Origin of the sequence: Vibrio misgurnus, from assembly GCF_029635775.1 — a bacterium.
Classification (GTDB): Bacteria; Pseudomonadota; Gammaproteobacteria; order Enterobacterales; family Vibrionaceae; genus Vibrio; species Vibrio chanodichtyis.
In genome coordinates, this window is the sequence record NZ_CP113241.1 from 2002800 (window position 1) to 2027105 (window position 24306).

The following is a 24306-nucleotide window of genomic DNA, read 5'->3' on the forward strand; positions in this document are numbered from 1 at the left end:
GCCATCACTACATCGTTATCCACCACAGATTATAAAATGCAATACGTGAAGCTAACTCGCCGATAATCATGATTAGCGCACCACTGAAAAGTAAAGGTTTAACGGCTTGTTTTTTGAGTAAGACCCACACCGCAAGTGCAAGGGCAATGGCGATGGAGAACCAATAAGTGTACCAGTACACCATTTGTGCACTCACTAAATCTGGTACCTGCTCGGTTAAAAATGCCATATATCCCGTACGAGTAGCCAAGGAAACCACCGCTCCGATGATCACCACTAAACTAGCGAGTCGCTTAACACCAAGCCCTAAAGCACACATGCCACCAGAGATAGCCACGGTCAGCCACAAATGCAGCGACGTATAATGGCTATTCCAAGCTGGAACGGTGGCCAATTGGTAAACTTGTGTAATCGACCAAGCAAAAGCAAGACCCAATAGCGCCGTGATTCCATTTAACCATTGGTGCAATGTATCAGTAACCGTAACGTTAAGCTTGGCTTGCAGGGTTGCACGTAGGCGAGTAGCACTAAGAGCCACGGTTAAACAAACGCCACCAAAATAGAGGCCGCTTAACACAATTTCATTACTCATTGGTGAGCGGAATAAACCAAATAGTAAGTTAAACGCACGCAGAGGCTGCCCCATATGTAAGCCACCCAGCACCATTCCTACTGCCAATAAAATCATGGCAACGAGATTGATTTTATGACGCTGAGCGTGAGTAATTTGCCCAAGAAGACCGGCGATAAAAGCCAATACCATCATACCAACCGCGGTTTGGCCTAAAACCGTAAAAAAGACTAAAGGTAATTCATGCATCGTTTATACCTCTGAAGGGTTTTGAACAGCACCGGTTTTATCACCCGTCATACGGGCATCCGCATGCGCTTTAATGACTAAACTTGGCTTGGTCAACTGCGGATCGGGTAATGGTGCAACCGCATTGGTATCACCGTATTTGGCGCGTAATGTGGCTATCTCATCAAAATCAAGCGCACGTTGTGGACAAGACTCGACACACACAGGTTTTAAACCTTGAGCCACTCGTTCATAGCAGCCATCGCACTTCGACATGACCTTCTTTTGTTGATCAAACTGCGGCGCACCATAAGGGCAGCGCATTTCACAATAGCGACAACCAATGCATTTTTCTTGATCAACCACAACTAAACCATCTTGTTTTCGCTTATGCATCGCCCCTGTCGGACAACCTTGAACGCAGGTTGGCTCAGCACAGTGATTGCAGGAGATGGATAAATAATAGTTGAAGGTATTTTGCTGCCAAGCATTGCCTACTTTCTTCCACTCACCACCACCATACTCGTATACTCGGCGATACTTCGGACCTACCTCTTGCGCCTTTTCATCTTTACAACTGATTTGGCACGTTTTACAACCAGTACATTTAGATGAGTCGACAAAAAAGCCATATTGTTTCATTTAAAAATCTCCTCAGATGCGCTTAACGTCGACCAAATTGGTGTGTTGTGGGTTACCTTTCGCTAAAGCCGTTGGCCGTTGCGAGGTAAGTCGGTTGATACAACCACCAATATCAACACCTTGTTTATTGGTCTGCGCCCATGCGCCTTCTGGCATCGCCGTTACACCGGGCATGATACGTGGTGATACCTTGGCTTTAATTCGCACTCTTCCTCTGTCATTAAATACTTCGACAAAATCATCATTGTGGATGCCTCTCACTTGTGCATCGATAGGGTTAATCCACAGAACATCAGGTGCAACTTCTTTCAATTGAGCTACCGATGAATAGGTTGAGTGACAATGACCTTTGGGATGAAAGCCTGTCAATTGCAACGGATATTTCTCAAGCATTGCTTTATCTTCGATGCCTTCGACTGCTGGCCAGTATTCTGGGATCGCTGAAATTTTATCCCCAGGCAGTAATTGCCACTGAGTCGCCAGTTCTGCTAACTGCTCTGAATAGATCTCAATTTTGCCTGATGGCGTTTTCAACGGGTGCTGCGCAGGATCATCACGAAAATCTTTTAACGCAATATGCTGGCTGCTATCGGCAATCCGGCGATCAATCACCCCCATGCCATCGGTTTGCTCAAATGTAGGCAAATGCGGTTCTTGTTTACGAACTTGGTTGTAAGCATGTTCGATCCACTCTTGATAGCTTCGACCTTCGGTAAACGCCTCTTTCAGCCCCATCTTAGCCGCGATTTCCGCCAAGACATCATAGGTCGGCCGGTTTTCCCACATGGGTTCAATCGCTTTTTGCAAACGAACCAAATAATGATAAGACCCTGATTGATAAGAATTATTAATCAATTCATCAGATTCTAGGGTTGAGACATCCGGCAGTAATAAATCCGCGTATTTAGCGCTCGCCGTCATATGGTTATCCCACACCAGAATAAACTCACACAACGACTCATCACGCAGCACTTTATCCACTTGGTTAAGATCTGAATGCTGATTTGCGGTGATATTCGACGCGTAATTCCATAAGAATTTCACATTGGTCGTTAAACGATCCCGACCTTTGATGTAGTCTTTTTCTGGTGTCATCTCTGTGCCGCGAGTGATCGCATCAACCCAGCTAAAACAGGGAATCGAGACTTTGATTGGGTTCGGTATCGCCAAACCTGCTAGCGGATAATTGACACTGCCTCCCCAAGTACCAATATTGGTTCCTGGACGCCCAAACTGACCCGTCATGATAGGTAGCATCATGATCGCACGTGCAGCATGCTCACCGTTTTGTGTACGTTGAACTCCCCAGCCTTGAGAAATCCACGCCGCTTTAGCGCCAGCAATTTCACGAGCCAATTGACGAATACGTTGCGCTGGAATTTCGGTCAATGCCTCCGCCCATTCTGGCGTTTTTTCGATTTGGTCTTGTCCGAGACCAAGAATATAAGCCTTATACGATGAGTTCGCTGGCGCACTAGCTGGCAAGGTATCTTCACTCCAACCAACCGTATATTGGTTCAGCATGGCCTCATCGAGCAGATTTTCTTTGATCAAGGTATGCCCGATTGCCGCAACTAACGCCGCATCGGTACCTGGACGAATCGGTAACCATTCAGCATTAAATGCGGTTACGCTATCGGTACGACGAGGATCAATCAAAATAACCTTAGCGCCGCTTTGTTCAAGAGCATGATAAATTTCAGCAATTTGCCCACCACCTGACATGCGCGTTTCTGCCAAGTTTTGGCCAAACATCACCACTAAATCCGAATTTTTAATCTCAGCAAAAAGCGTTTGTTGCTCTGTACCGTAAATATTTCCCGCTTGCCCAAAAACAAACGGTTGAATACGGTTAAGTTGAGCTTCCGAATAGCTATTGTGCATATCTAAGAAGCCGCCGGCTAAATTAAGCAGGCGCTTACACGTATTGCGGCCTTGTAAATTCGCTCCTGTTGTTCCACTACCGTATTGATAGTAAATCGCTTCATTGCCATACGTATTGATCACCCGCTGTAGCTGATCGGCAACGATAGTGGTAGCTTCATCCCAACTGATACGCTTGAATTTACCTTCACCACGTGCGCCAACCCGTAGCATCGGGTACTTTAAACGATCAGGGTTATAGGTTCGGAAACGAGCCGAGCGACCTCGTAAGCAAGGACGGATTTGATGCTGACCAAAAATCGCTTCATTGACTCCATCTTCAGGAGAAATCTTGACCGCTACACCATCGCGTACATGAACTTTAAATGGGCAACGGCTGCCACAGTTTACTAGACAAGCGCTATAACGGATCTGTTCTGAACTCGATGAGGAGGATGGCGTTGGTGCTGCTAACGCATTGAATGGCAAGCTGATCGAACTGGCGGCCAAGGTTGCGCCAGAAGCAACCGCGGAGTTTTGAATAAACTCACGGCGCGTGAATAATTTTTTGATTATTGATGTGGACATAGTAGACCCTCCAATGTATTGGTCTATTATCCAAACCTTGCATCAGTCACCCTATGATCACTATCAATAAAAATATCATTAAACATTGCATTTCTTAAACACTTATCACCAAAACTTAACAATAATAATTATCATTAATCTTTTGTTGATTCACGAAATTGCCACGCAATCGCATTGGCTGGACAAATTGGACGACATTCGCCACACCCATTACATAAATTCTCATCAACCACCGGCTGTTGTTTAGGCTCACAATCAATAGCCTGGGTTGGACACTGCTCAGTACATAACTCACAATATCCTAATAAACGGTTATGGCACTGATAAGCAAAGGTCGGTAATAGCTCAGTTTTAGTAGCAGGTAGCAGCGCACCTGTTGGGCAAGCTTGGGCGCACTGAGTGCATAATTGACAATGATTGTAATCTAGACATAGCTCTGGCCATTGCCCTGTTAATTGGATCACTGAACTCGGGCAGGCTTTAACACACAAACCGCAGCCATCACATAACTGCCTAAACTGTGCCTCTACCAATGCCCCAGGGGGACGAGGTACGGTACGTCGCGGTTGATCATCAACCTCATAATAAGCCGCCTTACCTCTGGCAACTAAACCACGAAAAAGATCACGGCGACTAAAATTACGGGGACTATTACTCATCACCACCAAGCTACGCTAAACGACCACCAGCCAATCATATCGTGAAAAGACCTAAAGCTAAAAGTCTGGTTCATGTTCAAAAAAACAGATGACCTCGCTTGCACTTGCTGATGCGCGTAAAAAAGCCCGCTGACGAGCGGGCAAAGAGGTTGTCAGAGAGGCTTAAAGCCTCTCTTGTTGTAATACCAATTAAGCTTGGTTAGCTTTTACACGTGCATGCAGCTCTTGTACTGAGGTGACCGAGGCTTTGGCATCCGCGGTATGCGCCATACAAGTAGCAAACGCTGCATTTAACGTCGTGGTGTAGTTGACTTTGTGGGCCAACGCGCCACGGCGCAGAACTTTTGAGTCTTCAATCGCTTGACGACCAGAGGCAGTGTTGACGATGTAGGTGTACTCGTGGTTCTTGATCCGATCCAGAATGTGTGGACGACCTTCATGCACCTTGTTAACCAGACGTGGGTTAATCCCAGCTTCGCCAAGGATCACTGCAGTGCCGTGAGTCGCATCCAACTGATAACCCAATTTCACCAACTTAGAAGCCAGATCAACGGCACGCTGTTTGTCGCCTTCACGTACCGACAGTAGCGCACGACCACCTTCTGGATACACCGAGCCACTGCCCAATTCTGCTTTGGCATACGCTTCAGCAAACGTTGCACCGACACCCATGACTTCACCGGTTGAGCGCATTTCAGGGCCAAGCAGTGGATCTACGCCAGGGAACTTGTTGAATGGCAGAACCACTTCTTTGACTGAGTAGTAAGGTGGAATGATCTCTTTAGTGAAGCCTTGTTGCTCCAGAGTTTGTCCAACCATGACTCGCGCAGCGATTTTCGCCAATGGTGCGCCAGTCGCTTTTGACACAAACGGTACGGTACGCGCAGCGCGTGGGTTGACTTCAATCAGGTAAACTTCGTTGTCTTTGACCGCAAACTGAATGTTCATCAGGCCACGTACGCCCAATTCAAATGCCAGTTTCTCAACTTGCTCACGCATCTTGTCTTGGATTTCTTGGCTCAGCGTATAAGCGGGCAATGAACAGGCAGAGTCACCAGAGTGAACACCCGCTTGCTCAATATGTTCCATGATGCCGCCAATCACAACGCGTTCACCATCACAAATTGCATCGACATCGACTTCGGTAGCATCATCCAAGAAGCGATCTAACAACACAGGCGATTCATTGGATACGCTGACCGCTTCATTAAAGTAACGACGCAGATCTTGCTCATCGTACACAATTTCCATCGCACGGCCGCCCAATACATAAGATGGACGAACCACTAATGGGAAACCGATTTCACGCGATTTTTCAATCGCTTGCTCAATCGCTGTCACGGTGGCGTTCTCAGGCTGTTTAAGACCTAAACGTTGTACCGCTTGCTGGAAGCGTTCACGGTCTTCCGCGCGGTCAATCGCATCAGGGCTAGTACCAATCACCGGTACACCGGCAGCTTCTAGCGCACGGGCTAGCTTGAGCGGCGTTTGACCACCGTACTGTACGATCACCCCTTTTGGCTTCTCAACTCGCACGATAGCAAGCACATCTTCCAAAGTGATTGGCTCAAAGTAGAGACGATCTGAAGTGTCATAGTCGGTTGATACGGTTTCTGGGTTACAGTTAACCATGATGGTTTCATAACCATCTTCACGTAGCGCCAGTGCTGCGTGTACACAACAGTAGTCAAATTCGATGCCTTGGCCGATACGGTTTGGGCCACCGCCGATCACCATGATCTTATCTTTATCGGTTGGATTCGCTTCACACTCTTCATCATAAGTTGAGTACATGTAAGCGGTATCGGACTTAAATTCTGCCGCACAGGTATCCACACGCTTGTACACTGGGTGGATATTATTTTGGTCACGCAGACGACGGATTTCGCCTTCACCCACCCCGAGCAGTTTTGACAAACGCGCATCGGAGAAGCCTTTACGTTTCACCTTACGCAGAACGTCTTGATTCAAACCTGCAAAACCACCGGCTTTAACTTGCGCTTCGATATTGACCAGCTCTTCGATTTGCACCAAGAACCAGCGATCAATATTGGTCAGGTTAAACACACCGTCAACTGACATACCAGCACGGAAGGCATCGGCGATATACCAAATACGCTCAGCACCAGCTTCTTTCAGTTCATAGCGGATTTTGGTCAGCGCATCTGGCGCGTCCAGATCCACTTTTTCATCCAGACCTGCTGCGCCCACTTCTAAGCCACGCAGTGCTTTTTGCAGCGATTCTTGTTGGTTACGACCAATCGCCATCACTTCACCAACCGACTTCATTTGCGTAGTCAGGCGGTCATTGGCACCGGCGAATTTTTCGAAGTTGAAACGAGGGATCTTAGTCACCACGTAGTCGATGGTCGGCTCGAACGAGGCTGGAGTTGCACCGCCAGTGATGTCGTTCATCAATTCATCTAGCGTAAAGCCCACTGCCAATTTGGCGGCTACTTTCGCAATCGGGAAGCCGGTGGCTTTAGAAGCCAGTGCTGATGAGCGAGATACCCGTGGGTTCATCTCGATGATCACCATACGACCATCTTTCGGATTGATACCGAACTGAACGTTAGAACCACCGGTTTCTACGCCGATTTCACGCAGTACCGCCAGCGATGCGTTACGCATCAGTTGGTACTCTTTATCGGTCAGAGTTTGTGCTGGCGCAACCGTGATCGAGTCACCGGTATGGATACCCATTGGGTCAAAGTTTTCAATCGCACAAACGATGATGCAGTTGTCGTTTTTATCACGCACCACTTCCATCTCGTACTCTTTCCAACCGATCAGCGATTCGTCGATCAGCAGCTCATTGGTCGGAGAAAGATCCAGACCACGTTCACAGATCTCTTCAAACTCTTCGCGGTTGTATGCGATACCGCCACCACTACCACCCATAGTAAAGGAAGGGCGGATAATACATGGGAAGCCAACCATATCGAGGACTTTATACGCTTCTTCCATGCTTTTCGCGGTATCAGCACGTGGGCACTCAAGACCGATCGATTTCATCGCCTTATCAAAGCGTGAACGATCTTCTGCTTTATCAATCGCATCGGCCGTCGCGCCGATCATTTCCACACCAAACTCAGCCAGTACACCATGCTTTTCCAGCGCCAATGCACAGTTGAGTGCCGTCTGGCCGCCCATGGTTGGCAAAATGGCATCTGGACGCTCTTTTTCGATGATGTTACGCACCACTTCCCACTGGATTGGCTCGATGTAAGTTGCATCAGCCATTTCTGGGTCAGTCATGATGGTTGCTGGGTTTGAGTTAACCAGAATAACGCGGTAGCCCTCTTCACGTAGCGCTTTACACGCTTGGGCACCTGAGTAGTCAAACTCACAAGCTTGACCGATAACAATTGGACCCGCACCAAGGATAAGGATGCTCTGAATGTCAGTACGTTTTGGCATTATCTACTACTCCAAATTAAGCGCGGTATTGTTTAATCAGTTCAATAAAATGGTCGAACAGCGGTGCGGCATCGTGCGGGCCAGGGCTTGCTTCTGGGTGACCTTGGAAGCTAAAAGCTGGCTTGTCAGTACGATGAATACCTTGTAATGAACCATCAAACAGCGATTTGTGAGTGGCACGCAAGTTAGCGGGTAGTGTCGCTTCATCAGCAGCAAAACCGTGGTTTTGCGAAGTGATCATCACCACGCCACGATCCAAATCTTTTACTGGGTGGTTAGCACCGTGATGACCGAACTTCATTTTTACCGTTTGCGCACCCGAAGCGAGGGCCAAAATTTGATGGCCTAGGCAGATACCAAACACTGGGATATTTTTCTCAAGGAAAACCTGAGTCGCTTCAATCGCATAAGTACATGGCGCAGGGTCGCCAGGGCCATTAGATAGGAAGACACCATCTGGATTGAGGGCTAACACTTCTTCTGCAGAGGTTTCGGCGGGTACCACAGTTAAACGACAACCACGGTCGACCAACATACGTAGAATATTGCGCTTGGCACCAAAATCATATGCCACGACATGGTAAGGCAATTCGCTGTCAGCTTTAGCTTCTGGCAGGCCGCCTTTTAGCGTCCATGATCCTTGTTGCCATGAGTAGGCTTCTTTAGTCGAAACCACTTTAGCCAGATCCATACCTTTAAGACCCGGGAACTCTTTAGCTTTGGCAAGCGCTAATGCTTGATCCAGATTATCGCCCGCCATGATGCAGCCATTTTGTGCACCTTTCTCACGTAAAATGCGGGTTAGCTTACGAGTATCAATATCTGCAATACCGACAATATTTTGCGATTTTAGATAGTCAGAGAGTGATTGTTCACTACGGAAGTTAGAAGCAATAAGAGGGAGGTCACGTATCACAAGGCCTTGGGCATGAATCGCGGTCGATTCTTCGTCTTCGGAGTTGGTTCCGGTATTGCCAATGTGAGGATAAGTAAGAGTAACAATTTGCTGAGAATAGGAAGGATCAGTGAGGATTTCTTGGTACCCCGTCATCGAGGTATTAAAAACAACTTCACCAGCGGAAATACCATCTGCTCCGATGGAGACTCCGTGGAACACCGTCCCATCTTCTAGGACTAATAGTGCTGATTTACTCAAGACAACCTCCAGAATAAAAATGCATAAAAAATAAATTATTTTTCAAACCCACCCTCATGCCAGCCACTAAACTATGCATTAGGGTGCCATAGGCAAATTGGCGATATTCTAGAGATCTAAATCTAACCTGTCAATATAACCCTAAAAACTTAACTTATTTTTACAGCAGTTAGATTCAATTGCAGTTCAAAAGCATCAAAAACACACATTTACCCAGTCAATTAACCTTACCAATCTCCCCATCGACCTGAATCAAGATTTTCCAATTTGAAATTATTGACAAAAAAACAACCAACCACAAAGCAAACGTTCACCACCAAGTTTTATGAACAAAAAACACCACCAAAGCAAGAAAACCAAGCGAAACCAGCAAAAACACCATCAAAGTTACTTGTAAACACCATTACATGGCCAAGAAGAGTTTGTTGCGATTTTGGATGATAAAAAAAACGCCAGCAAATCGCTGGCGCATAATTATGTATTTACAATTCATTCAAACCTAGCACATCCGTCATCGAATACAACCCAGCCGGTTGCTGCGCCAGCCAAATAGCGGCTTTGACCGCACCATTGGCAAAGGTCATCCGATCGGTTGCTTTATGGCTGATCTCGACTCGCTCACCAATATCAGCAAACATCGCGGTGTGCTCACCAATAATGTCGCCAGCCCGAATGGTTGCAAAGCCGATTTCATGGCGTGAACGCTCACCAGTGATCCCTTCACGCGCATACACCGCAACATCACTCAATTGGTTGCCCATCGCATGCGCAATCGCCTCACCCATGCCGATCGCGGTGCCCGAAGGAGCATCCACTTTATGGCGATGATGCGCTTCAATGATCTCAATATCGCAATAATCCCCCATCACTTGCGCGGCTTTCTCCAATAGCTTGAACACCAAGTTAACCCCAACACTGTAATTAGGTGCCATCACAATTGGGATCTGTTTGGCCGCTTGAGCAATGGTCGCGCGCTGTAAATCAGAAAAACCAGTCGTACCAATCACCAGCTTTTTACCATACTGCTCACACAACGCTAAATTCGCTAAGGTGCTGGCCGGAGCCGTGAAATCAATAATCACATCAAACTGTTCAACTGCTTGCTCAAGGTTATCAACCAGCACTATGCTTTGTTTACCAATCCCACACAGTTCACCAATATCGACACCAACCAATGAGGACTCAGGACGCTCTGAGCCAGTGCCCAATTCACACAGCGGATTCTGGTGAGTTGCTTTTACCAGATTACGTCCCATACGCCCTGCGGCACCCGCTATCGCAATTCTAACCATCTTGCTGTCTCCATTCTCCACTGCCTGCGCAGTTGCAATTTGTTGCGCTAAACTACCAACTATCGTCGCCGGTGACTAGTCTGCGGCGAAACTCAAACAAGCAAACATCAATTTAAGCAAACTCTACCATTACCCGCTCAACAATCGGTTGATTAGCTTCGGGAAACTCATAGTCCACTAAATCCGCTACCTTGACCCAACGCCCTTGTTGACCTTCACGTCCGTATGGTTGCTGTGCAAAAGCGCTGACTAACATAAAATCAAAGCACAGTGCTTTGTCTGGGTAGTCATAATCAAAATGCTGAAAAGGGCGCTGCTCGGTAACCACAATCCCAATCTCCTCTGCTAGCTCGCGCACCATAGCTTGCTCGACACTCTCACCGGCTTCAACTTTACCACCAGGGAACTCCCAATATCCGCCTTTATGCAGATGATCAGGACGTTTGGTAATATAAATTTGGTTCTGCTCTGGGTTAAAAATGATCCCTGCAACGATGTGGACACGTTTCAAACTATAGCTCCGGTTTAATCTAGCAAACTGAAAATAATCGAGGTCAAGCCGCCTCACTGGTCAATCACATTCTGTGCTAAGCATCATTCACAGGTCAACACGCTTGAGCGCTAAAACTCAGTTGCAAAAAGAGCCGCCACAGCGACTCTTTTATTTTACTAACCAACAATCGGTTTAATTAATTTGCCCGTGGCACTGTTTGTATTTTTTGCCACTGCCACATGGACACGCTTCGTTGCGACCAACTTTGCGCTCATCACGCACCATAGGTTGGTTCGAACCCTGCTCTTGTGGTTCATCTTCAGGATTAGCATGCTGGGCTTGCGCATGACGCGCCGCTTCTGCCGCTTGAGCTTGGCGTTGAGCTTCCATGCGCTCAACTTCTTCTTGCTGCTGCACGCGCACTTTTGACAGCACCGTGATCACATCCGATTTCAGAGATTCAAGCAACTCTTCAAACAGCTCAAACGACTCACGTTTGTACTCTTGTTTCGGGTTTTTCTGTGCATAACCACGTAAATGAATACCTTGACGCAAATGATCCATCGCCGCCAAATGCTCTTTCCACAAAGTATCGAGCGTTTGCAGCATCACCGATTTTTCAAAGTTACGCATCACCGCAGGACTCACCGCTTGCTCTTTGGCTTGATACACTTCAACCGCCTGCTCGATGATGCGTTCACGCAACACTTCTTCATACAGTTTGTTGTCAGCATCCAACCAAGATTGGATTGGCAGTTGCAGATCGAAGTCATTTTTCAGCCGCTCTTGCAAGCCATCGATGTCCCACATATCTTCCAGAGATTGTGGCGGAATGTATTCATCGATCACTGTGTTGAGTACATCTTCACGGTTTTGCGCAATCATATCGCTGATATCATCAGCGCTCATCAGCTCATCACGCAGCTCATAAACCACTTTACGCTGGTCGTTCGCCACATCATCGTATTCCAGCAATTGCTTACGAATATCGAAGTTACGACCTTCCACTTTACGCTGGGCTTTTTCAATCGAACGCGACAACATTTTAGACTCGATTGCTTCGCCTTCATCCATACCGCTTTGGATCAATGCAGCCATACGATCAGAGGTAAAAATACGTAGTAAAGTATCTTCCATTGAGAGATAGAAACGCGAAGAGCCCGCATCACCTTGACGGCCAGAACGACCGCGCAACTGGTTATCGATCCGACGCGACTCATGACGCTCGGTACCAATGATGTGCAAACCGCCCGCTTGCAGAACTTGATCATGTATCGGTTTCCAATCCGCTTTGATCTGCTGGATCTGCTCTTGGCTTGGGTTGTCCAGTTTTTCCACTTTCGCTTGCCAGCTACCACCCAATACAATATCGGTACCCCGACCAGCCATGTTGGTCGCGATGGTTACTGCTCCAGGCATACCGGCTTGAGCCACAATTTCCGCTTCTTTTTCATGGAACTTAGCGTTGAGTACATTGTGCTTAATGCCGGCTTTTTGCAGTGCGTTAGACAGCAGCTCCGACTTTTCAATCGAAACGGTACCGACCAGTACCGGTTGGCCTTGTTTGACCCGCAGTTTGATATCTTCAATGATCGCGGCAAACTTCTCGGCTTCCGAGCGGTACACCACATCCGGCATATCATTACGTACCATAGGTTTGTTGGTGGGGATCACCACAGTTTCCAAACCATAGATTTGTTGGAATTCAAACGCTTCGGTATCGGCGGTTCCGGTCATACCGGAGAGTTTTTCGTACAGACGGAAGTAGTTTTGGAAAGTGATCGAAGCCAAGGTTTGGTTTTCGTTCTGGATTTTCACCGCTTCTTTCGCTTCCACCGCTTGGTGCAAGCCGTCGGACCAACGACGCCCAGGCATAGTACGACCGGTGTGCTCATCGACGATCACTACTTCACCATCCGGGGTTACGATGTAATCGACGTTCTTTTCAAACAAAACATGGGCACGCAGCGCGGCGTTGACATGATGCAGCAAGCTAATGTTGGCTGGCGAGTACAGCGTATCGCCCTCAAGCATCATACCGTTTTTCACCAACAGCTCTTCGACAAACTCTTGGCCCGTTTCGGTTAGATGTACCTGCTTAGATTTTTCATCCACCGTAAAGTGACCGTCACCACGGTACTCTTCAGAATCTTCTTGATCTTGTTTTTGTAGCAGTGGGATCAGCTTATTGATACGGATATACAGATCCGAGCTGTCTTCTGCAGGGCCGGAAATGATCAACGGTGTACGCGCTTCGTCGATTAAGATCGAGTCCACTTCATCGACCACGGCGAAGAAACGAGCGCGTTGCACGCGATCTTCTGGGCGGAACGCCATGTTATCGCGCAGATAGTCAAAACCAAATTCATTGTTGGTGCCGTACAGAATATCCGCTTGATAAGCTTCTTTTTTGGCTGGCTGCGGCATATTCGGAATGTTGATGCCAACCGTCATACCTAAAAATTCAAACAGTGCGCGGTTAGTTTCCGCATCACGTTTCGCTAAGTAGTCATTCACGGTAACAATGTGTACGCCCTTGCCTGGTAGCGCATTGAGATAGGCCGCTAAAGTGGCGGTCAAAGTTTTCCCTTCACCAGTACGCATTTCAGCGATTTGACCACCATCAAGTACCATACCGCCAATCAACTGCACATCGAAATGGCGCATACCAAATACCCGCTTGGATGCTTCACGTACGGTGGCAAAGGCCTCTGGTAACAGTTGGTCTAGATTTTCACCCTGTTCAAGACGTTGACGAAATTCCACCGTTTTGGCTTTGAGCTCTTCATCGGAGAGCGCTTCAAAGGCAGGCTCGAAGTTATTAATCTGTTTTACAATCTTGCGTAAACGGCGCAGTGTGCGGTCATTGCGACTGCCAATCACCTTTGTCAGTAGCTTAGTTATCATTTGTTATGGATCTCTCTGTGCTAAATCGCTGTCTATCGACCTTGGAATGGGTTTAGTCTCTACCTATTTTCAACTAAGGATACTGAGATAAATCATTACTATGAGATATTGTGATGACGGCGTTTATTTTCAAGGCACGCGGTTAATTAAGTGCTGCCTAGTGTAAGGAATTTTTGTCTTAACAACCAAGTTTCTCGATGATTTGTTGAATAGCAGCTTGCGGTTTTGTGCACTAAGCCCAATGTTGATAAGGTTACGAGGCGATTTTACTCAGGACAGTGCCAGCAAACATGTACGTTTCGGTACGTCAAGAAGCGCGCTAGAATAGCCACTACCCCAATCAAAGGAGAGTCCGATGCGTGATCATCGCCCTACCGCTACCGATGAGTTGATTCAGGCATCCAAACTCAAACAAATCCAAGATCATGCGAAAGCTATTTTGCTAATTAATCGCCAATTACAAGAAATCCTACCAAAAGGCTTAAAAAGCCAAGTGCGCGCCGCCAATGTGCGCGGCGGTAATCTAGTATTAGAAGCCGCGAGTGCCGCGATTAAGATGAAAGTGGATTACGAGCGTTTGCATTTACTCTCGCAGCTCAGGCAAAACGGATTTGGTCATTTGATCACAATTGAAATACGAGTCAACCCAGATCTATATCGGCAAACCTTAGCCAATACCGATGCTGCCCCAATAACCGAGTCTCGGCGACAATTATCCGAGCATACAGCGCACGTGCTGCTGGCGATTGCGGATCACGCTTCTGATAAGGTAAAGAAACGCCTGCAAAGCTTAGCGCAGTTGGCACAGACTAAACACCAGTAAAGCGCGATCTTTCACCGCTCCACACTTTGCTTTGCCGAGAAACAATAAAGCCAGACTTGAAGTCTGGCTTTATTAGCAATTCTATTACGACGCTTTTATTGTGACGTAGTGCTTGATGAAGCGCTTAGGCAATAACCATATTGGGCTCTGCAAACGCAACCGGAGAACCCGCTTGCTCTTCGAACGTTGCCCATTCCCAAGCTTCTTGATCAGCTAATACAGCACGTAGCAGTTGGTTGTTCAAACCGTGACCTGATTTATAAGCACGGAATTCGCCGACAATCGCATGACCTGCCATGTACAGATCGCCAATCGCATCCAGCACTTTATGCGTGACAAACTCATTGTCGAAACGTAAGCCTTCATCGTTCAGGATCCGGTAATCATCCAACACGATCGCACAATCAAAACTACCGCCTAAACAGAGATTTTGTGATTGTAGGTACTCGATATCACGCATGAAACCGAACGTCCGCGCACGGGAAATTTCTTTCACAAAACCTTGCGAAGAGAAATCAAACACAAGGCGTTGATCATCACCATCAATCGCAGGGTGATTGAATTCAATTTCGAAATCCATACGGAAGCCATTGAAAGGCAAAAATTCCGCCCACTTATCACCGTCTTCAATACGTACAGGTTTCTTAATGCGAATAAAGCGTTTAGCGGCATTCAGTGTTTCAATACCAGCTTGTTGCAGCAGATAAACAAATGGGCTAGCACTGCCATCCATAATAGGAATTTCAGGTGCATCGACTTCGATAATCGCGTTATCGATGCCCATGCCAGCCAGTGCAGCATTGAGGTGCTCAACTGTAGAGATGCGTACACCATGGTCATTGACCAGAGCGGTACACAGCATGGTATCGCGCACTGAAGCTGGATCAGCAGGAAAATCAACCGGTGGGTTGAGATCAGTACGGCGATAAACGATTCCGGTATTGGCAGCAGCTGGGCGAAGAGTTAGCGTAACTTTACGACCAGAGTGTAAGCCCACCCCAGTTGTTTTCACTATTTCTTTGAGAGTACGTTGTCTGATCATCTCGTTGCCTCGAATTTATTAGCCATAATGCACGGCCGGCACAACACCGACCGTCATCCTACCAGAATTTTGAACACTGTCAAATTATGCTGCTATTTTAGTCAGCCTGGCGTCTTAGGAATGCAGGGATATCAAGATATCCACTCTCTTTTTCCTGCTTTGGCGCCACACTTTGACTGGCTGAAGCGTGAGATGGCACTGCGACTGATTGAGCTTTGATTTCCACTCGTTCATGCACAGAAGCAACCGCTTTTTCTTCAACACGGGCAGTAACCGGAGCTGATACCGCAGCCACTTTCGCTTTACCACCAGCGACTAAGGTAATGTCTGGTTTTTTCTCATTACCAATACCAGTTGCAACTACGGTAACGCGGATTTCGTCTTGCATATCTGGATCTAACGAAGTACCGATCACCACAGTGGCATTGTCCGATGCAAAAGCTTTCACGGTATTACCAACCGTTTCAAACTCATCCAATCGCATATCTAAGCCTGCAGTAATGTTAACTAACACACCTCGAGCGCCAGCCAGATCGATATCTTCTAGCAGCGGGCTAGAAATTGCCATTTCAGCCGCTTCTTCGGCGCGATCATCACCGCGCGCAACACCGCTGCCCATCATCGCATGACCCATTTCCGACATCACAGTGCGTACGTCGGCAAAGTCGACGTTAATCATGCCTGGGCGAGTAATCAATTCCGCAATACCTTGCACGGCATTTTTCAATACGTTATTTGCGCTAGCAAAAGCTTCCAGTAACGTAATACCGCGACCCAAGACTTTGAGTAGCTTTTCATTAGGAATCGTGATCAAAGAATCAACGTGCTTAGACAGCTCTTCAATTCCTTGTTCAGCAAAGGCCAAACGTTTTTTACCTTCAAAGCTAAAAGGCTTGGTGACCACCGCAACGGTTAAAATCCCCAACTCTTTAGCCACTTCAGCAATCACGGGAGCGGCACCTGTACCAGTACCACCACCCATACCCGCTGCGATAAACACCATATCGGCACCGGTGAGAAATTCTTTAATCCGCTCTTTATCTTCCAGAGCGGCATCACGTCCCACTTGTGGATTGGCACCAGCGCCAAGACCTTTAGTGATATTGCCACCAATTTGAATCACCGTACTCACACTGGTTTTACGTAACGCTTGTGCATCGGTATTGATGCTCATGAATTCCACACCTTCGATGGATTCACGCACCATGTGTTCAACCGCGTTACCGCCGCCACCACCTACTCCAACGACCTTAATTACCGCGTCGTCAGACATTTCCATCATCGGTTCAAACATGTGTTATCTCCGTTTTTCCTGTCTCTCAGGTTAAAACTCTTTTTGTATCCAATTGCGCAAGCGGCTTATCCAACCGGTCATTGACGGTCGTTTCGGCTCTTGATATTCAGCCTCATCATTGATTTGGCTATCTCTTGCGTAGTGAAGTAATCCAACGGCCGTAGCATGATACGGCTCTTTTACATAGTCAGTAAGGCCGCTCACTTCGAGTGGTTTACCAACCCTAACTTGATTGCGGAATACGCGCTCGGCGCATGCCACTAAACCTTCAATTTGTGCTGCGCCACCGGTCAATACAATCCCAGCGGCTAATTGGTGTTTAATGCCTTCTTTACGTAGTGATTCTTGAACGGTATCCACGGTTTGGTTAACCATTCCGATCAGCTCAGTGTAGCGAGGCTCAATCACTTCCGACAAGGTTTGCCGTTGCAAACTGCGTGAAGGACGCCCACCAACGCTGGGGACATTCACGGTATCGTCTTTGCTGACCAATTCACTCAGTGCGCAGCCATATTTTACTTTGATCTCTTCGGCGTCACTGACTGGGGTACCAAAAGCAAACGCAATATCACTGGTGACCGCATTGCCCGCATAGGAAAACACTTCGGTATGACGCAGTGCGCCGCCGGTCCAAATCGCGATGTCCATGGTGCCTGCGCCGATATCAACCACGCACACACCCAGTTCACGCTCATCTTCGGTGATCACCGCATTGCTGGCAGCTAAACCAGAATAGACTAATTGTTCAACTTTTAGCCCACAGCGTTCGACCGCTTTGATAATGTTTCTCGCCATATCATTATGGCATGTGATCAAGTGCACGCTAACTTCCATGCGAACCCCTGATAAACCCAGTGGGTTCTTAATTCCTTCTTGATAATCGATGGTGAACTCTTGCGGAATCACATGCAGAATGCGTTGTTCTTCACCAATTTTGATCGATTTAGCGGTATGGATAGCGCGATCCATATCCTCTTGGCAGACTTCTTCATCAGAAATCGTCCCCATGCCTTTCTCAATCCGACTGGCAATATGCCGCCCGGAGATAGACAGAAATACCTGGCTAATTTTACATTCAGCCATCATTTCTGCTTGATCGATCGCTCGCTGAACCGATTTAACGACCGATTCAAGGTCGTTGACCCCACCTTTATCCATTCCGCGCGATGGGCTACTTCCCGCGCCAATAATATTAATTTGACCATCAGGGAGTATTTCACCCACGAGAGCGGAGACGGTGGCAGTGCCTATGTCCAGACCAACAATAATGTTGTCATCGACAGTCTTAGTCATCGTTTTTCTCTTGTGTTAACTCTTGTTCAGGGAACCAACCCACGGCGGCTCCAGTATCATACCTGAGGTCGATATAGCTGACTTGTTCAGCTTTATTACCTAATTGTTTATAGAGCAAAAAGAAACGCGCCACTCGCTCTTCTAATGACTCTTTACCTAATTCTAGACGAATGCCATTGTCGAGAATAATTTGCCAAGCTCTGCGCTCATTTAAAACTAATGAGGAGATATTTAAACCTAGCTGGGCAAATTTCGGGTTGAAATCTCGCCACGCGCTTAATACTTGTGACGCGCTGCCCTCAGGGCCATATAATTTAACGTATTCGCCTTTAACTTGGCCAATATCGCCATAAAAAACTCGGCCATGTTTATCTAATAACGCATTGGCATTCCACAACGCTTCAACCTGATATTCGGTTAAATAAACTTTAATCGTATCTGGCCACTGTTTACGAATCGATGCCTGAGCTACCCATGGGATCGACTGCACGCTCTGTTGCAGAACATTAATATCTTGTGACATAAAAGTTCCAATATGATTCAAGCGCGCTAATACCCGTTGCACATCGAGCGCGGAAACATATTGTAAGTCACCCTGTAAAACCAATTTCGACAGCGGTAGGCGTTGCTCATCCCACATCCAACTGATCGTGGTATACAGCAGACTCACGAGCAGCAGCAGTACCACCAAAAAAAAACTCGCCCCACAGGCATGTTGCTGAACATGTGGTGAGCGGGTAATTCTACGGCCTTCTAAAAGTACTTGCTTGATCAAAGCCTGATGTTCCTGTTTTAACCACTGGCAATTGGATGCTCCATTTCGCTGCATCATTACAGTATAAAGCAATAACTTTAACCCACGGATTATACTGAGGTGGTCAAAAGTAGCAAATACCCAACATCAGAAATCTGGGTTTGATACCAAGTAATTCACCAATGAGACACCCATAAGGTTGCTTATATTGCTTGCATACGCGCAATATTGAGCTCTAACGCAGCTAAATGTTTGGCTACTTTCCCAACATCGCCCGCACCTTGCGTCAGTACCAAGTCACCATCTTGCAAGATGTTAGCCAACACCGAAGGCAAGGTGTGACTATCGGCAACAAAAATCGGGTCAATTTTGCCACGACTACGAATGGTACGACATAACGAGCGACCATCCGCACCTGCAATCGGTTTTTCGCCTGCCGAGTACACATCCAGCATGATCAGGACGTCCACCTGTTCCAGTACGTTCGCAAAATCATCATACAGATCGCGAGTACGTGTATAACGGTGCGGTTGGAAAATCATCACTAAGCGTTTATCAGCCCAACCATTGCGAGCGGCTTTGATGGTGACATCCACTTCTGTCGGATGGTGACCGTAATCATCCACCAGCATCGCAACCCCATTACCGGTAACAAATTCACCGAGGTGATCAAAGCGGCGGCCAGTACCTTGGGTATTGGCCATCGCGCGTAAAATCGCCTCATCACTAATGTTATCTTCACTCGCCACCGCAATCGCGGCCGCGGCATTGAGTGCATTGTGTCGACCTGGAATATTCAGGGTGATATCCAAATTGGCTTTGCCCTTACGCACCACCGTAAATTGACCTTGCTGACCAAGCTGACGATAATTTTCGATGCGTACATCAGCATCTTGCGCAAAACCATAGGTGATCACTTGGCGGCTAATACGCGGAATAATCTCGCAAATCACCGGGTCATCAATGCAAACAATCGCTTGACCATAAAACGGCAGGTTATGCAGAAAATCGATAAAGGTCTGTTTCAGGTTGTCAAAATCACCGCCGTAAGTGTCCATGTGATCCGCTTCAATATTGGTGACGATAGTCACCATCGGTTGCAGATGTAGGAAGGAAGCATCGCTTTCATCGGCTTCGGCAATCAAAATTCGGCTAGAGCCCAAGCGTGCATTGGTACCAGCGCTTTTTACCAAACCACCATTCACAAAGGTAGGATCTAATCCGGCTTCAGAATAAATCTGCGTGACCAGCGCGGTGGTGGTAGTTTTACCATGAGTACCAGCCACCGCTATCCCGTGACGAAAACGCATCAGCTCGGCCAACATTTCAGCCCGGCGCACAATCGGAATGCGTTTTTCACGGGCGGCTTGAATTTCTGGGTTCTGTTCATTGATCGCGGTTGAAACCACCACCACGCTGGCATGCGCCACATTTTGCTCTGCATGACCAATAAAAATGGTCGCGCCTTTTTGCGCTAAACGTTCTGTGACAGGATTGGCCGCTAAATCAGAGCCAGAGATTTGGTAGCCTTCATTAAGCAACACCTCTGCAATCCCGCTCATCCCAGCCCCGCCAATACCGATAAAGTGAATCGCTTTCACGCGGCGCATCTCTGGCACCATAGCGCGAATTTGCGCGAGGTCTTGGGTATGTTTAATCGTCATAATTCTGTTCTCATTATTGGGTGATGGCGATGATTGCCTCAGCCACCACCTTATCTGCATCTAATTTCGCCGCGTGACGAGCTTTGTGGGCCATGGATAATAACCGAGCGCGATCCAAATCGCGCACGGCCTGAGCCAGTTTTTCCACACTCAGATCGGGCTGCTCAATCATTTGCGCGGCACCACAAGCCACCAAATGATCAGCGTTCAGCGCTTGCTGGCGATCTTTATGCATGAAGGGAATAAAAATCGCCGCTAGCCCTGCGGCCGAGACTTCCGAAACGGTCAGCGCTCCAGAGCGGCAAATCACCAGATCGGCCCAGCCATAAGCTTCGGCGACATCATCGATAAACTCGGTCACTTGCGCGTCAGCGATCCCCGCTTGTGCATAAGCATCGGCTACCGCTGGCTGATTGTGTTTACCCGCTTGATGGCGAATTTGGTAACCCTCGCCAAGCGCGGCCATCACCGCAGGCATGGTTTGATTCAAAATGCGCGCACCTTGACTGCCGCCCATCACCAAAATTCGCAGCGCGCCACTGCGCTCGGCAAAACGTTGTTCCGGCCTCGCAAGCTGGACCACATCTTGGCGCACCGGATTACCGACCACCGGCGCATTGCGAAATGCGCCAGGAAAAGCTTGAAAAACACGACGAGCGATTTTCGCTAGCCACTGATTAGTCAGGCCTGCCACCGCATTTTGCTCATGCAACACCAGCGGAATACCGAGTAGCCAAGCTGCAATCCCGCCCGGGCCACTGACATAGCCGCCCATGCCAAGCACTGCATCGGGCTGATAAGCCTGCAAATGACGACGCGCTTGTAAAATCGCGTTAACGATTTGCACGGGAGCTTTCAGCAAACTAACCCATCCTTGGCCGCGCAACCCTTTGACCTGAATAAAATCAATGTCGATACCGTGTTTGGGGACCAAATCCGCTTCCATGCGATCCGCAGTGCCTAACCAGCGGATCTGCCAACCTTGTTGCTGCAACTGCTTTGCCACTGCTAAACCCGGAAATACATGACCACCAGTACCACCGGCCATCACCATCAATTTTTTACTGTTCATCGACTATGCTTTCTTCTGCTGTGTGGCGCTCGGCTAAACGGCATTCATAATCAATGCGCAGTAAAATCGATACCGCCACGGACATAATAATTAAACTGGAACCGCCGTAACTGATCAGCGGTAAGGTCAAACCTTTGGTTGGTACCATACCCGCGGCTGCACCAACGTTAACCAAGGTTTGAAACGCAAACCAAATCCCAATCCCAAACGCCAGATAACCACCAAATTGCTGATCGTACTGAAAGGCTTTTTTACCAATCAACATCGCTTTTAAGATCAGACTGAAAATCAACATCAGCACCAACACCACACCGACAAAACCTAGCTCTTCGGCTAACACCGCGAAGACAAAGTCGGTATGTGCTTCTGGTAGGTATTCTAGTTTTTGGATCGAATTGCCCAAACCTTGCCCAAACCATTCGCCACGGCCAAACGCCATCAGCGATTGCGTCAACTGATAACCACTGCCAAACGGATCTTCCCACGGATCTAAAAACGCAGTCACTCGCCGCACTCGATAAGGCTCGATAGCAATCAGCGCGACTACTGCTAGCACTCCGGCTACCATTAGCGCCAAAAATTGCGACAACTTAGCCCCAGCAATAAATAGCATGCCAAACAGGGTCACTAGCATCACGATCACGGTACCTAAGTCAGGCTGAAAGAGCAGTAATACCGCCAAAGCACCAAACACCATGATCGGTTTTAAAAAGCCGCCAAAGAACGTCTGCCGGACTTCATCGTGCTTGCGCACCAGATAACCAGACATAAAAATAAACAGCGATAGTTTAGCCACTTCAGCGGGCTGTAAATTAAAGATACCCAGTGGGATCCAGCGCGATGCACCGTTGACTGATTTACCCGCAGCTAACACCACGATCAGTAAAAAGAACGAAAAGCCGAGCAGCAGCGAGCTGTATTTCATCCAGCGCTCTAACGGGATTTGCAGCACCACACTGGAGGTGAGCAGCGCCAGCAGTAAGAACAGTGCATGGCGCAGCATAAAATGAAATGGCTGATCGGTCAGCCGCGAGCTGATCGGAAACGAAGCCGAAGTCACCATTACCAAACCGATCAACATCAGACCAAAGGTAATCCACACCAATTGACGATCAAACAGCGCCTTGGGTGAACGAGAGCTCAACCAAGTGCGCAGTGCGGTGACAGTTTGGGCTACAGACAAGCTAAGTTACCTATCGTTATGCGTATTGCTGAGCGAGTTGAGCAAAGCGATCTCCCCGCGCCATAAAGTTTTTGAACTGATCAAAACTGGCACACGCCGGTGACAGCAGCACCATATCGCCACTTTTTAACTGTGGGCGCAGGGTATCGATGATGCTTTCCAGCGAGTCATAAAAACGCGCAGTGGGATGTAGTGACATAAATTGCTGACCATCAACGCCAAAACAGCACAAATGCACTGGCAAAGTCGCGAGCACTGGCGCTAACGGTGTGAAATCCGCACCTTTACCGACACCACCGACCAAGAGATATAATTGACCTTGGATGTGCAGCCCAGACAAGGCCGCTAAAGTACTGGCTACATTGGTCGCTTTTGAATCGTTAACCCAGCGGATCCCATGTTTGTCGGCCACTACTTGGCAGCGATGGCTCAAACCGGTGTAAGATTTAAGCGCAGGCAAAGCCAAATGGTAATCCACTCCGGCCGCATCAAGCAAAGCGAGCGCGGTCAGTACATTCGCCACATTATGTCGCCCGACCAAACTCAGCTCATCAGTCGCCAATAGCGCGTGATCACCGGCCACCAGATATTCACGATCTTGCCGCTTCGCCACACTAAATTGTGCTGGCTGCTCAACCGCAAAAGTGACCAACTTAAGGTGATCGGTCTGATCAGGTAAAGTTTGCGGATCATCGGCATTCACCACTGCGGTTTCAGCATGATCAAATATGCGCAGTTTGGCTTGGCGGTAATCGGCCATGCCTTGATAGCGATCCATATGATCTTCAGAAAGATTGAGAAACGCGGCCGCTTTCAGTTTTAGGCTAGAGGTAGTTTCTAATTGGAAGCTTGATAGCTCCAGCACATACAGCTCGACCTCAGGGGCGAGCAGATCCAACGCCGGAACACCAATATTGCCGCCAATCGCTGTTTTTACACCAGCGGCATTGGCCAGCACACCGCTTAAATCGGTCACGGTGCTTTTGCCGTTCGAGCCAGTGATCGCAATCACTGGCTTATCCACATGCCAAGCGAACAGTTCAATATCGCCGACCACAGGAATTCCAGCGGCCAGTACTTGTTGGATTTCCGCTGTCGCCAGCGCGATACCTGGATTGGTGACCACTAAATCGGCATTGAGCAACCACTCAAGATTCCAACCGCCACGATGCAGTGCAACGTCAGGCGAAAGTTGCTCTTGCCCCGCTGGTGTTGCGCGAGTATCGATCACCTGCACGGTCACTGACGGATGGTATTTGCGCAGATAATTGACGACCGATAGCCCAGTAATACCGAGCCCAACCACCACCACATGCTGTATGTTTTGCCAACGATCCATGGAAATTTACATCCTTAAGCCAG

The 24306-nt window shown here is 48.0% G+C and carries 18 protein-coding genes; 1 reads left to right on the top strand and 17 read right to left on the bottom strand.

Annotated features, from left to right (window positions below; genetic code table 11):
* Positions 1 to 7: 7 nt before the first annotated feature.
* From OOK74_RS09165 to secA, 9 genes are all read right to left on the bottom strand, one after another.
* Positions 8 to 820: a dimethyl sulfoxide reductase anchor subunit family protein gene (locus tag OOK74_RS09165; protein WP_274722802.1), complete on the bottom strand. Its 813-nt coding sequence runs from the start codon at positions 818 to 820 to the stop codon at positions 8 to 10.
* Positions 821 to 823: 3 nt separating this feature from the next.
* Entirely contained in the window at positions 824 to 1441 is a 618-nt protein-coding gene (locus OOK74_RS09170; protein ID WP_274722803.1) for a DMSO/selenate family reductase complex B subunit, read from the bottom strand.
* A gap of 12 nt (positions 1442 to 1453) precedes the next feature.
* A complete protein-coding gene (locus OOK74_RS09175) occupies positions 1454 to 3892 on the bottom strand; it encodes a DMSO/selenate family reductase complex A subunit (RefSeq protein ID WP_278182652.1) in 2439 nt (812 codons plus the stop codon).
* Positions 3893 to 4026: 134 nt separating this feature from the next.
* Positions 4027 to 4551, bottom strand: coding sequence for a 4Fe-4S binding protein (locus OOK74_RS09180; RefSeq protein ID WP_278182653.1), 525 nt, complete (start codon positions 4549 to 4551; stop codon positions 4027 to 4029).
* Between the two features lie 189 nt (positions 4552 to 4740).
* The gene (gene carB / locus OOK74_RS09185; protein ID WP_278182654.1) at positions 4741 to 7971 is read right to left on the bottom strand and encodes a carbamoyl-phosphate synthase large subunit; all 3231 of its coding nucleotides are present in this window, start codon (positions 7969 to 7971) and stop codon (positions 4741 to 4743) included.
* A gap of 16 nt (positions 7972 to 7987) precedes the next feature.
* Positions 7988 to 9127, bottom strand: coding sequence for a glutamine-hydrolyzing carbamoyl-phosphate synthase small subunit (gene carA, locus OOK74_RS09190; RefSeq protein ID WP_277208118.1), 1140 nt, complete (start codon positions 9125 to 9127; stop codon positions 7988 to 7990).
* Between the two features lie 482 nt (positions 9128 to 9609).
* Entirely contained in the window at positions 9610 to 10419 is an 810-nt protein-coding gene (dapB, locus tag OOK74_RS09195) for a 4-hydroxy-tetrahydrodipicolinate reductase (protein ID WP_277208115.1), read from the bottom strand.
* Between the two features lie 112 nt (positions 10420 to 10531).
* The gene (gene mutT / locus OOK74_RS09200) at positions 10532 to 10930 is read right to left on the bottom strand and encodes an 8-oxo-dGTP diphosphatase MutT (RefSeq protein WP_274722810.1); all 399 of its coding nucleotides are present in this window, start codon (positions 10928 to 10930) and stop codon (positions 10532 to 10534) included.
* 174 nt (positions 10931 to 11104) lie between these two features.
* The gene (gene secA / locus OOK74_RS09205; RefSeq protein WP_278182655.1) at positions 11105 to 13819 is read right to left on the bottom strand and encodes a preprotein translocase subunit SecA; all 2715 of its coding nucleotides are present in this window, start codon (positions 13817 to 13819) and stop codon (positions 11105 to 11107) included.
* 355 nt (positions 13820 to 14174) lie between these two features.
* Between secA and OOK74_RS09210 the strand changes: the two genes are divergently transcribed.
* Positions 14175 to 14642: a DUF721 domain-containing protein gene (locus OOK74_RS09210; protein ID WP_277208106.1), complete on the top strand. Its 468-nt coding sequence runs from the start codon at positions 14175 to 14177 to the stop codon at positions 14640 to 14642.
* 124 nt (positions 14643 to 14766) lie between these two features.
* On the opposite strand, the gene lpxC is transcribed toward OOK74_RS09210, so the two are convergent.
* The 8 genes from lpxC to murD form a co-directional block, all read right to left on the bottom strand.
* Positions 14767 to 15684, bottom strand: coding sequence for a UDP-3-O-acyl-N-acetylglucosamine deacetylase (lpxC, locus tag OOK74_RS09215; protein ID WP_166014403.1), 918 nt, complete (start codon positions 15682 to 15684; stop codon positions 14767 to 14769).
* A gap of 97 nt (positions 15685 to 15781) precedes the next feature.
* Complete coding sequence (gene ftsZ, locus OOK74_RS09220; RefSeq protein WP_274722813.1) at positions 15782 to 16978, bottom strand: cell division protein FtsZ; 1197 nt, start codon at positions 16976 to 16978, stop codon at positions 15782 to 15784.
* Positions 16979 to 17008: 30 nt separating this feature from the next.
* Entirely contained in the window at positions 17009 to 18271 is a 1263-nt protein-coding gene (gene ftsA, locus OOK74_RS09225) for a cell division protein FtsA (RefSeq protein WP_274722814.1), read from the bottom strand.
* Positions 18264 to 19046: a cell division protein FtsQ/DivIB gene (locus OOK74_RS09230; protein ID WP_274722815.1), complete on the bottom strand. Its 783-nt coding sequence runs from the start codon at positions 19044 to 19046 to the stop codon at positions 18264 to 18266. The genes ftsA and OOK74_RS09230 overlap by 8 nt, the downstream gene beginning before the upstream one ends.
* A 182-nt stretch (positions 19047 to 19228) precedes the next feature.
* Positions 19229 to 20689 (bottom strand): UDP-N-acetylmuramate--L-alanine ligase, encoded by a 1461-nt coding sequence (gene murC / locus OOK74_RS09235; protein WP_278182656.1) that lies wholly within the window; start codon positions 20687 to 20689, stop codon positions 19229 to 19231.
* Between the two features lie 13 nt (positions 20690 to 20702).
* On the bottom strand, positions 20703 to 21743 hold the full coding sequence (gene murG, locus OOK74_RS09240; protein WP_278183265.1) for an undecaprenyldiphospho-muramoylpentapeptide beta-N-acetylglucosaminyltransferase: 1041 nt from the start codon (positions 21741 to 21743) through the stop codon (positions 20703 to 20705).
* Positions 21744 to 21750: 7 nt separating this feature from the next.
* On the bottom strand, positions 21751 to 22944 hold the full coding sequence (gene ftsW, locus OOK74_RS09245; RefSeq protein ID WP_278182657.1) for a cell division protein FtsW: 1194 nt from the start codon (positions 22942 to 22944) through the stop codon (positions 21751 to 21753).
* 16 nt (positions 22945 to 22960) lie between these two features.
* Positions 22961 to 24283: a UDP-N-acetylmuramoyl-L-alanine--D-glutamate ligase gene (gene murD, locus OOK74_RS09250; RefSeq protein ID WP_278182658.1), complete on the bottom strand. Its 1323-nt coding sequence runs from the start codon at positions 24281 to 24283 to the stop codon at positions 22961 to 22963.
* Positions 24284 to 24306: the final 23 nt, after the last annotated feature.

What these genes read in the sequence shown, in the direction of transcription:
- OOK74_RS09165 (WP_274722802.1), bottom strand. Translation starts at nt 820, where the DNA reads ATGCATGAATTACCTTTAGTCTTTTTTACGGTTTTAGGCCAAACCGCG.
- OOK74_RS09170 (WP_274722803.1), bottom strand. Translation starts at nt 1,441, where the DNA reads ATGAAACAATATGGCTTTTTTGTCGACTCATCTAAATGTACTGGTTGT.
- OOK74_RS09175 (WP_278182652.1), bottom strand. Translation starts at nt 3,892, where the DNA reads ATGTCCACATCAATAATCAAAAAATTATTCACGCGCCGTGAGTTTATT.
- OOK74_RS09180 (WP_278182653.1), bottom strand. Translation starts at nt 4,551, where the DNA reads ATGAGTAATAGTCCCCGTAATTTTAGTCGCCGTGATCTTTTTCGTGGT.
- carB (WP_278182654.1), bottom strand. Translation starts at nt 7,971, where the DNA reads ATGCCAAAACGTACTGACATTCAGAGCATCCTTATCCTTGGTGCGGGT.
- dapB (WP_277208115.1), bottom strand. Translation starts at nt 10,419, where the DNA reads ATGGTTAGAATTGCGATAGCGGGTGCCGCAGGGCGTATGGGACGTAAT.
- secA (WP_278182655.1), bottom strand. Translation starts at nt 13,819, where the DNA reads ATGATAACTAAGCTACTGACAAAGGTGATTGGCAGTCGCAATGACCGC.
- OOK74_RS09210 (WP_277208106.1), top strand. Translation starts at nt 14,175, where the DNA reads ATGCGTGATCATCGCCCTACCGCTACCGATGAGTTGATTCAGGCATCC.
- lpxC (WP_166014403.1), bottom strand. Translation starts at nt 15,684, where the DNA reads ATGATCAGACAACGTACTCTCAAAGAAATAGTGAAAACAACTGGGGTG.
- ftsZ (WP_274722813.1), bottom strand. Translation starts at nt 16,978, where the DNA reads ATGTTTGAACCGATGATGGAAATGTCTGACGACGCGGTAATTAAGGTC.
- ftsA (WP_274722814.1), bottom strand. Translation starts at nt 18,271, where the DNA reads ATGACTAAGACTGTCGATGACAACATTATTGTTGGTCTGGACATAGGC.
- murC (WP_278182656.1), bottom strand. Translation starts at nt 20,689, where the DNA reads ATGACGATTAAACATACCCAAGACCTCGCGCAAATTCGCGCTATGGTG.
- murG (WP_278183265.1), bottom strand. Translation starts at nt 21,743, where the DNA reads ATGGTGATGGCCGGTGGTACTGGTGGTCATGTATTTCCGGGTTTAGCA.
- murD (WP_278182658.1), bottom strand. Translation starts at nt 24,283, where the DNA reads ATGGATCGTTGGCAAAACATACAGCATGTGGTGGTGGTTGGGCTCGGT.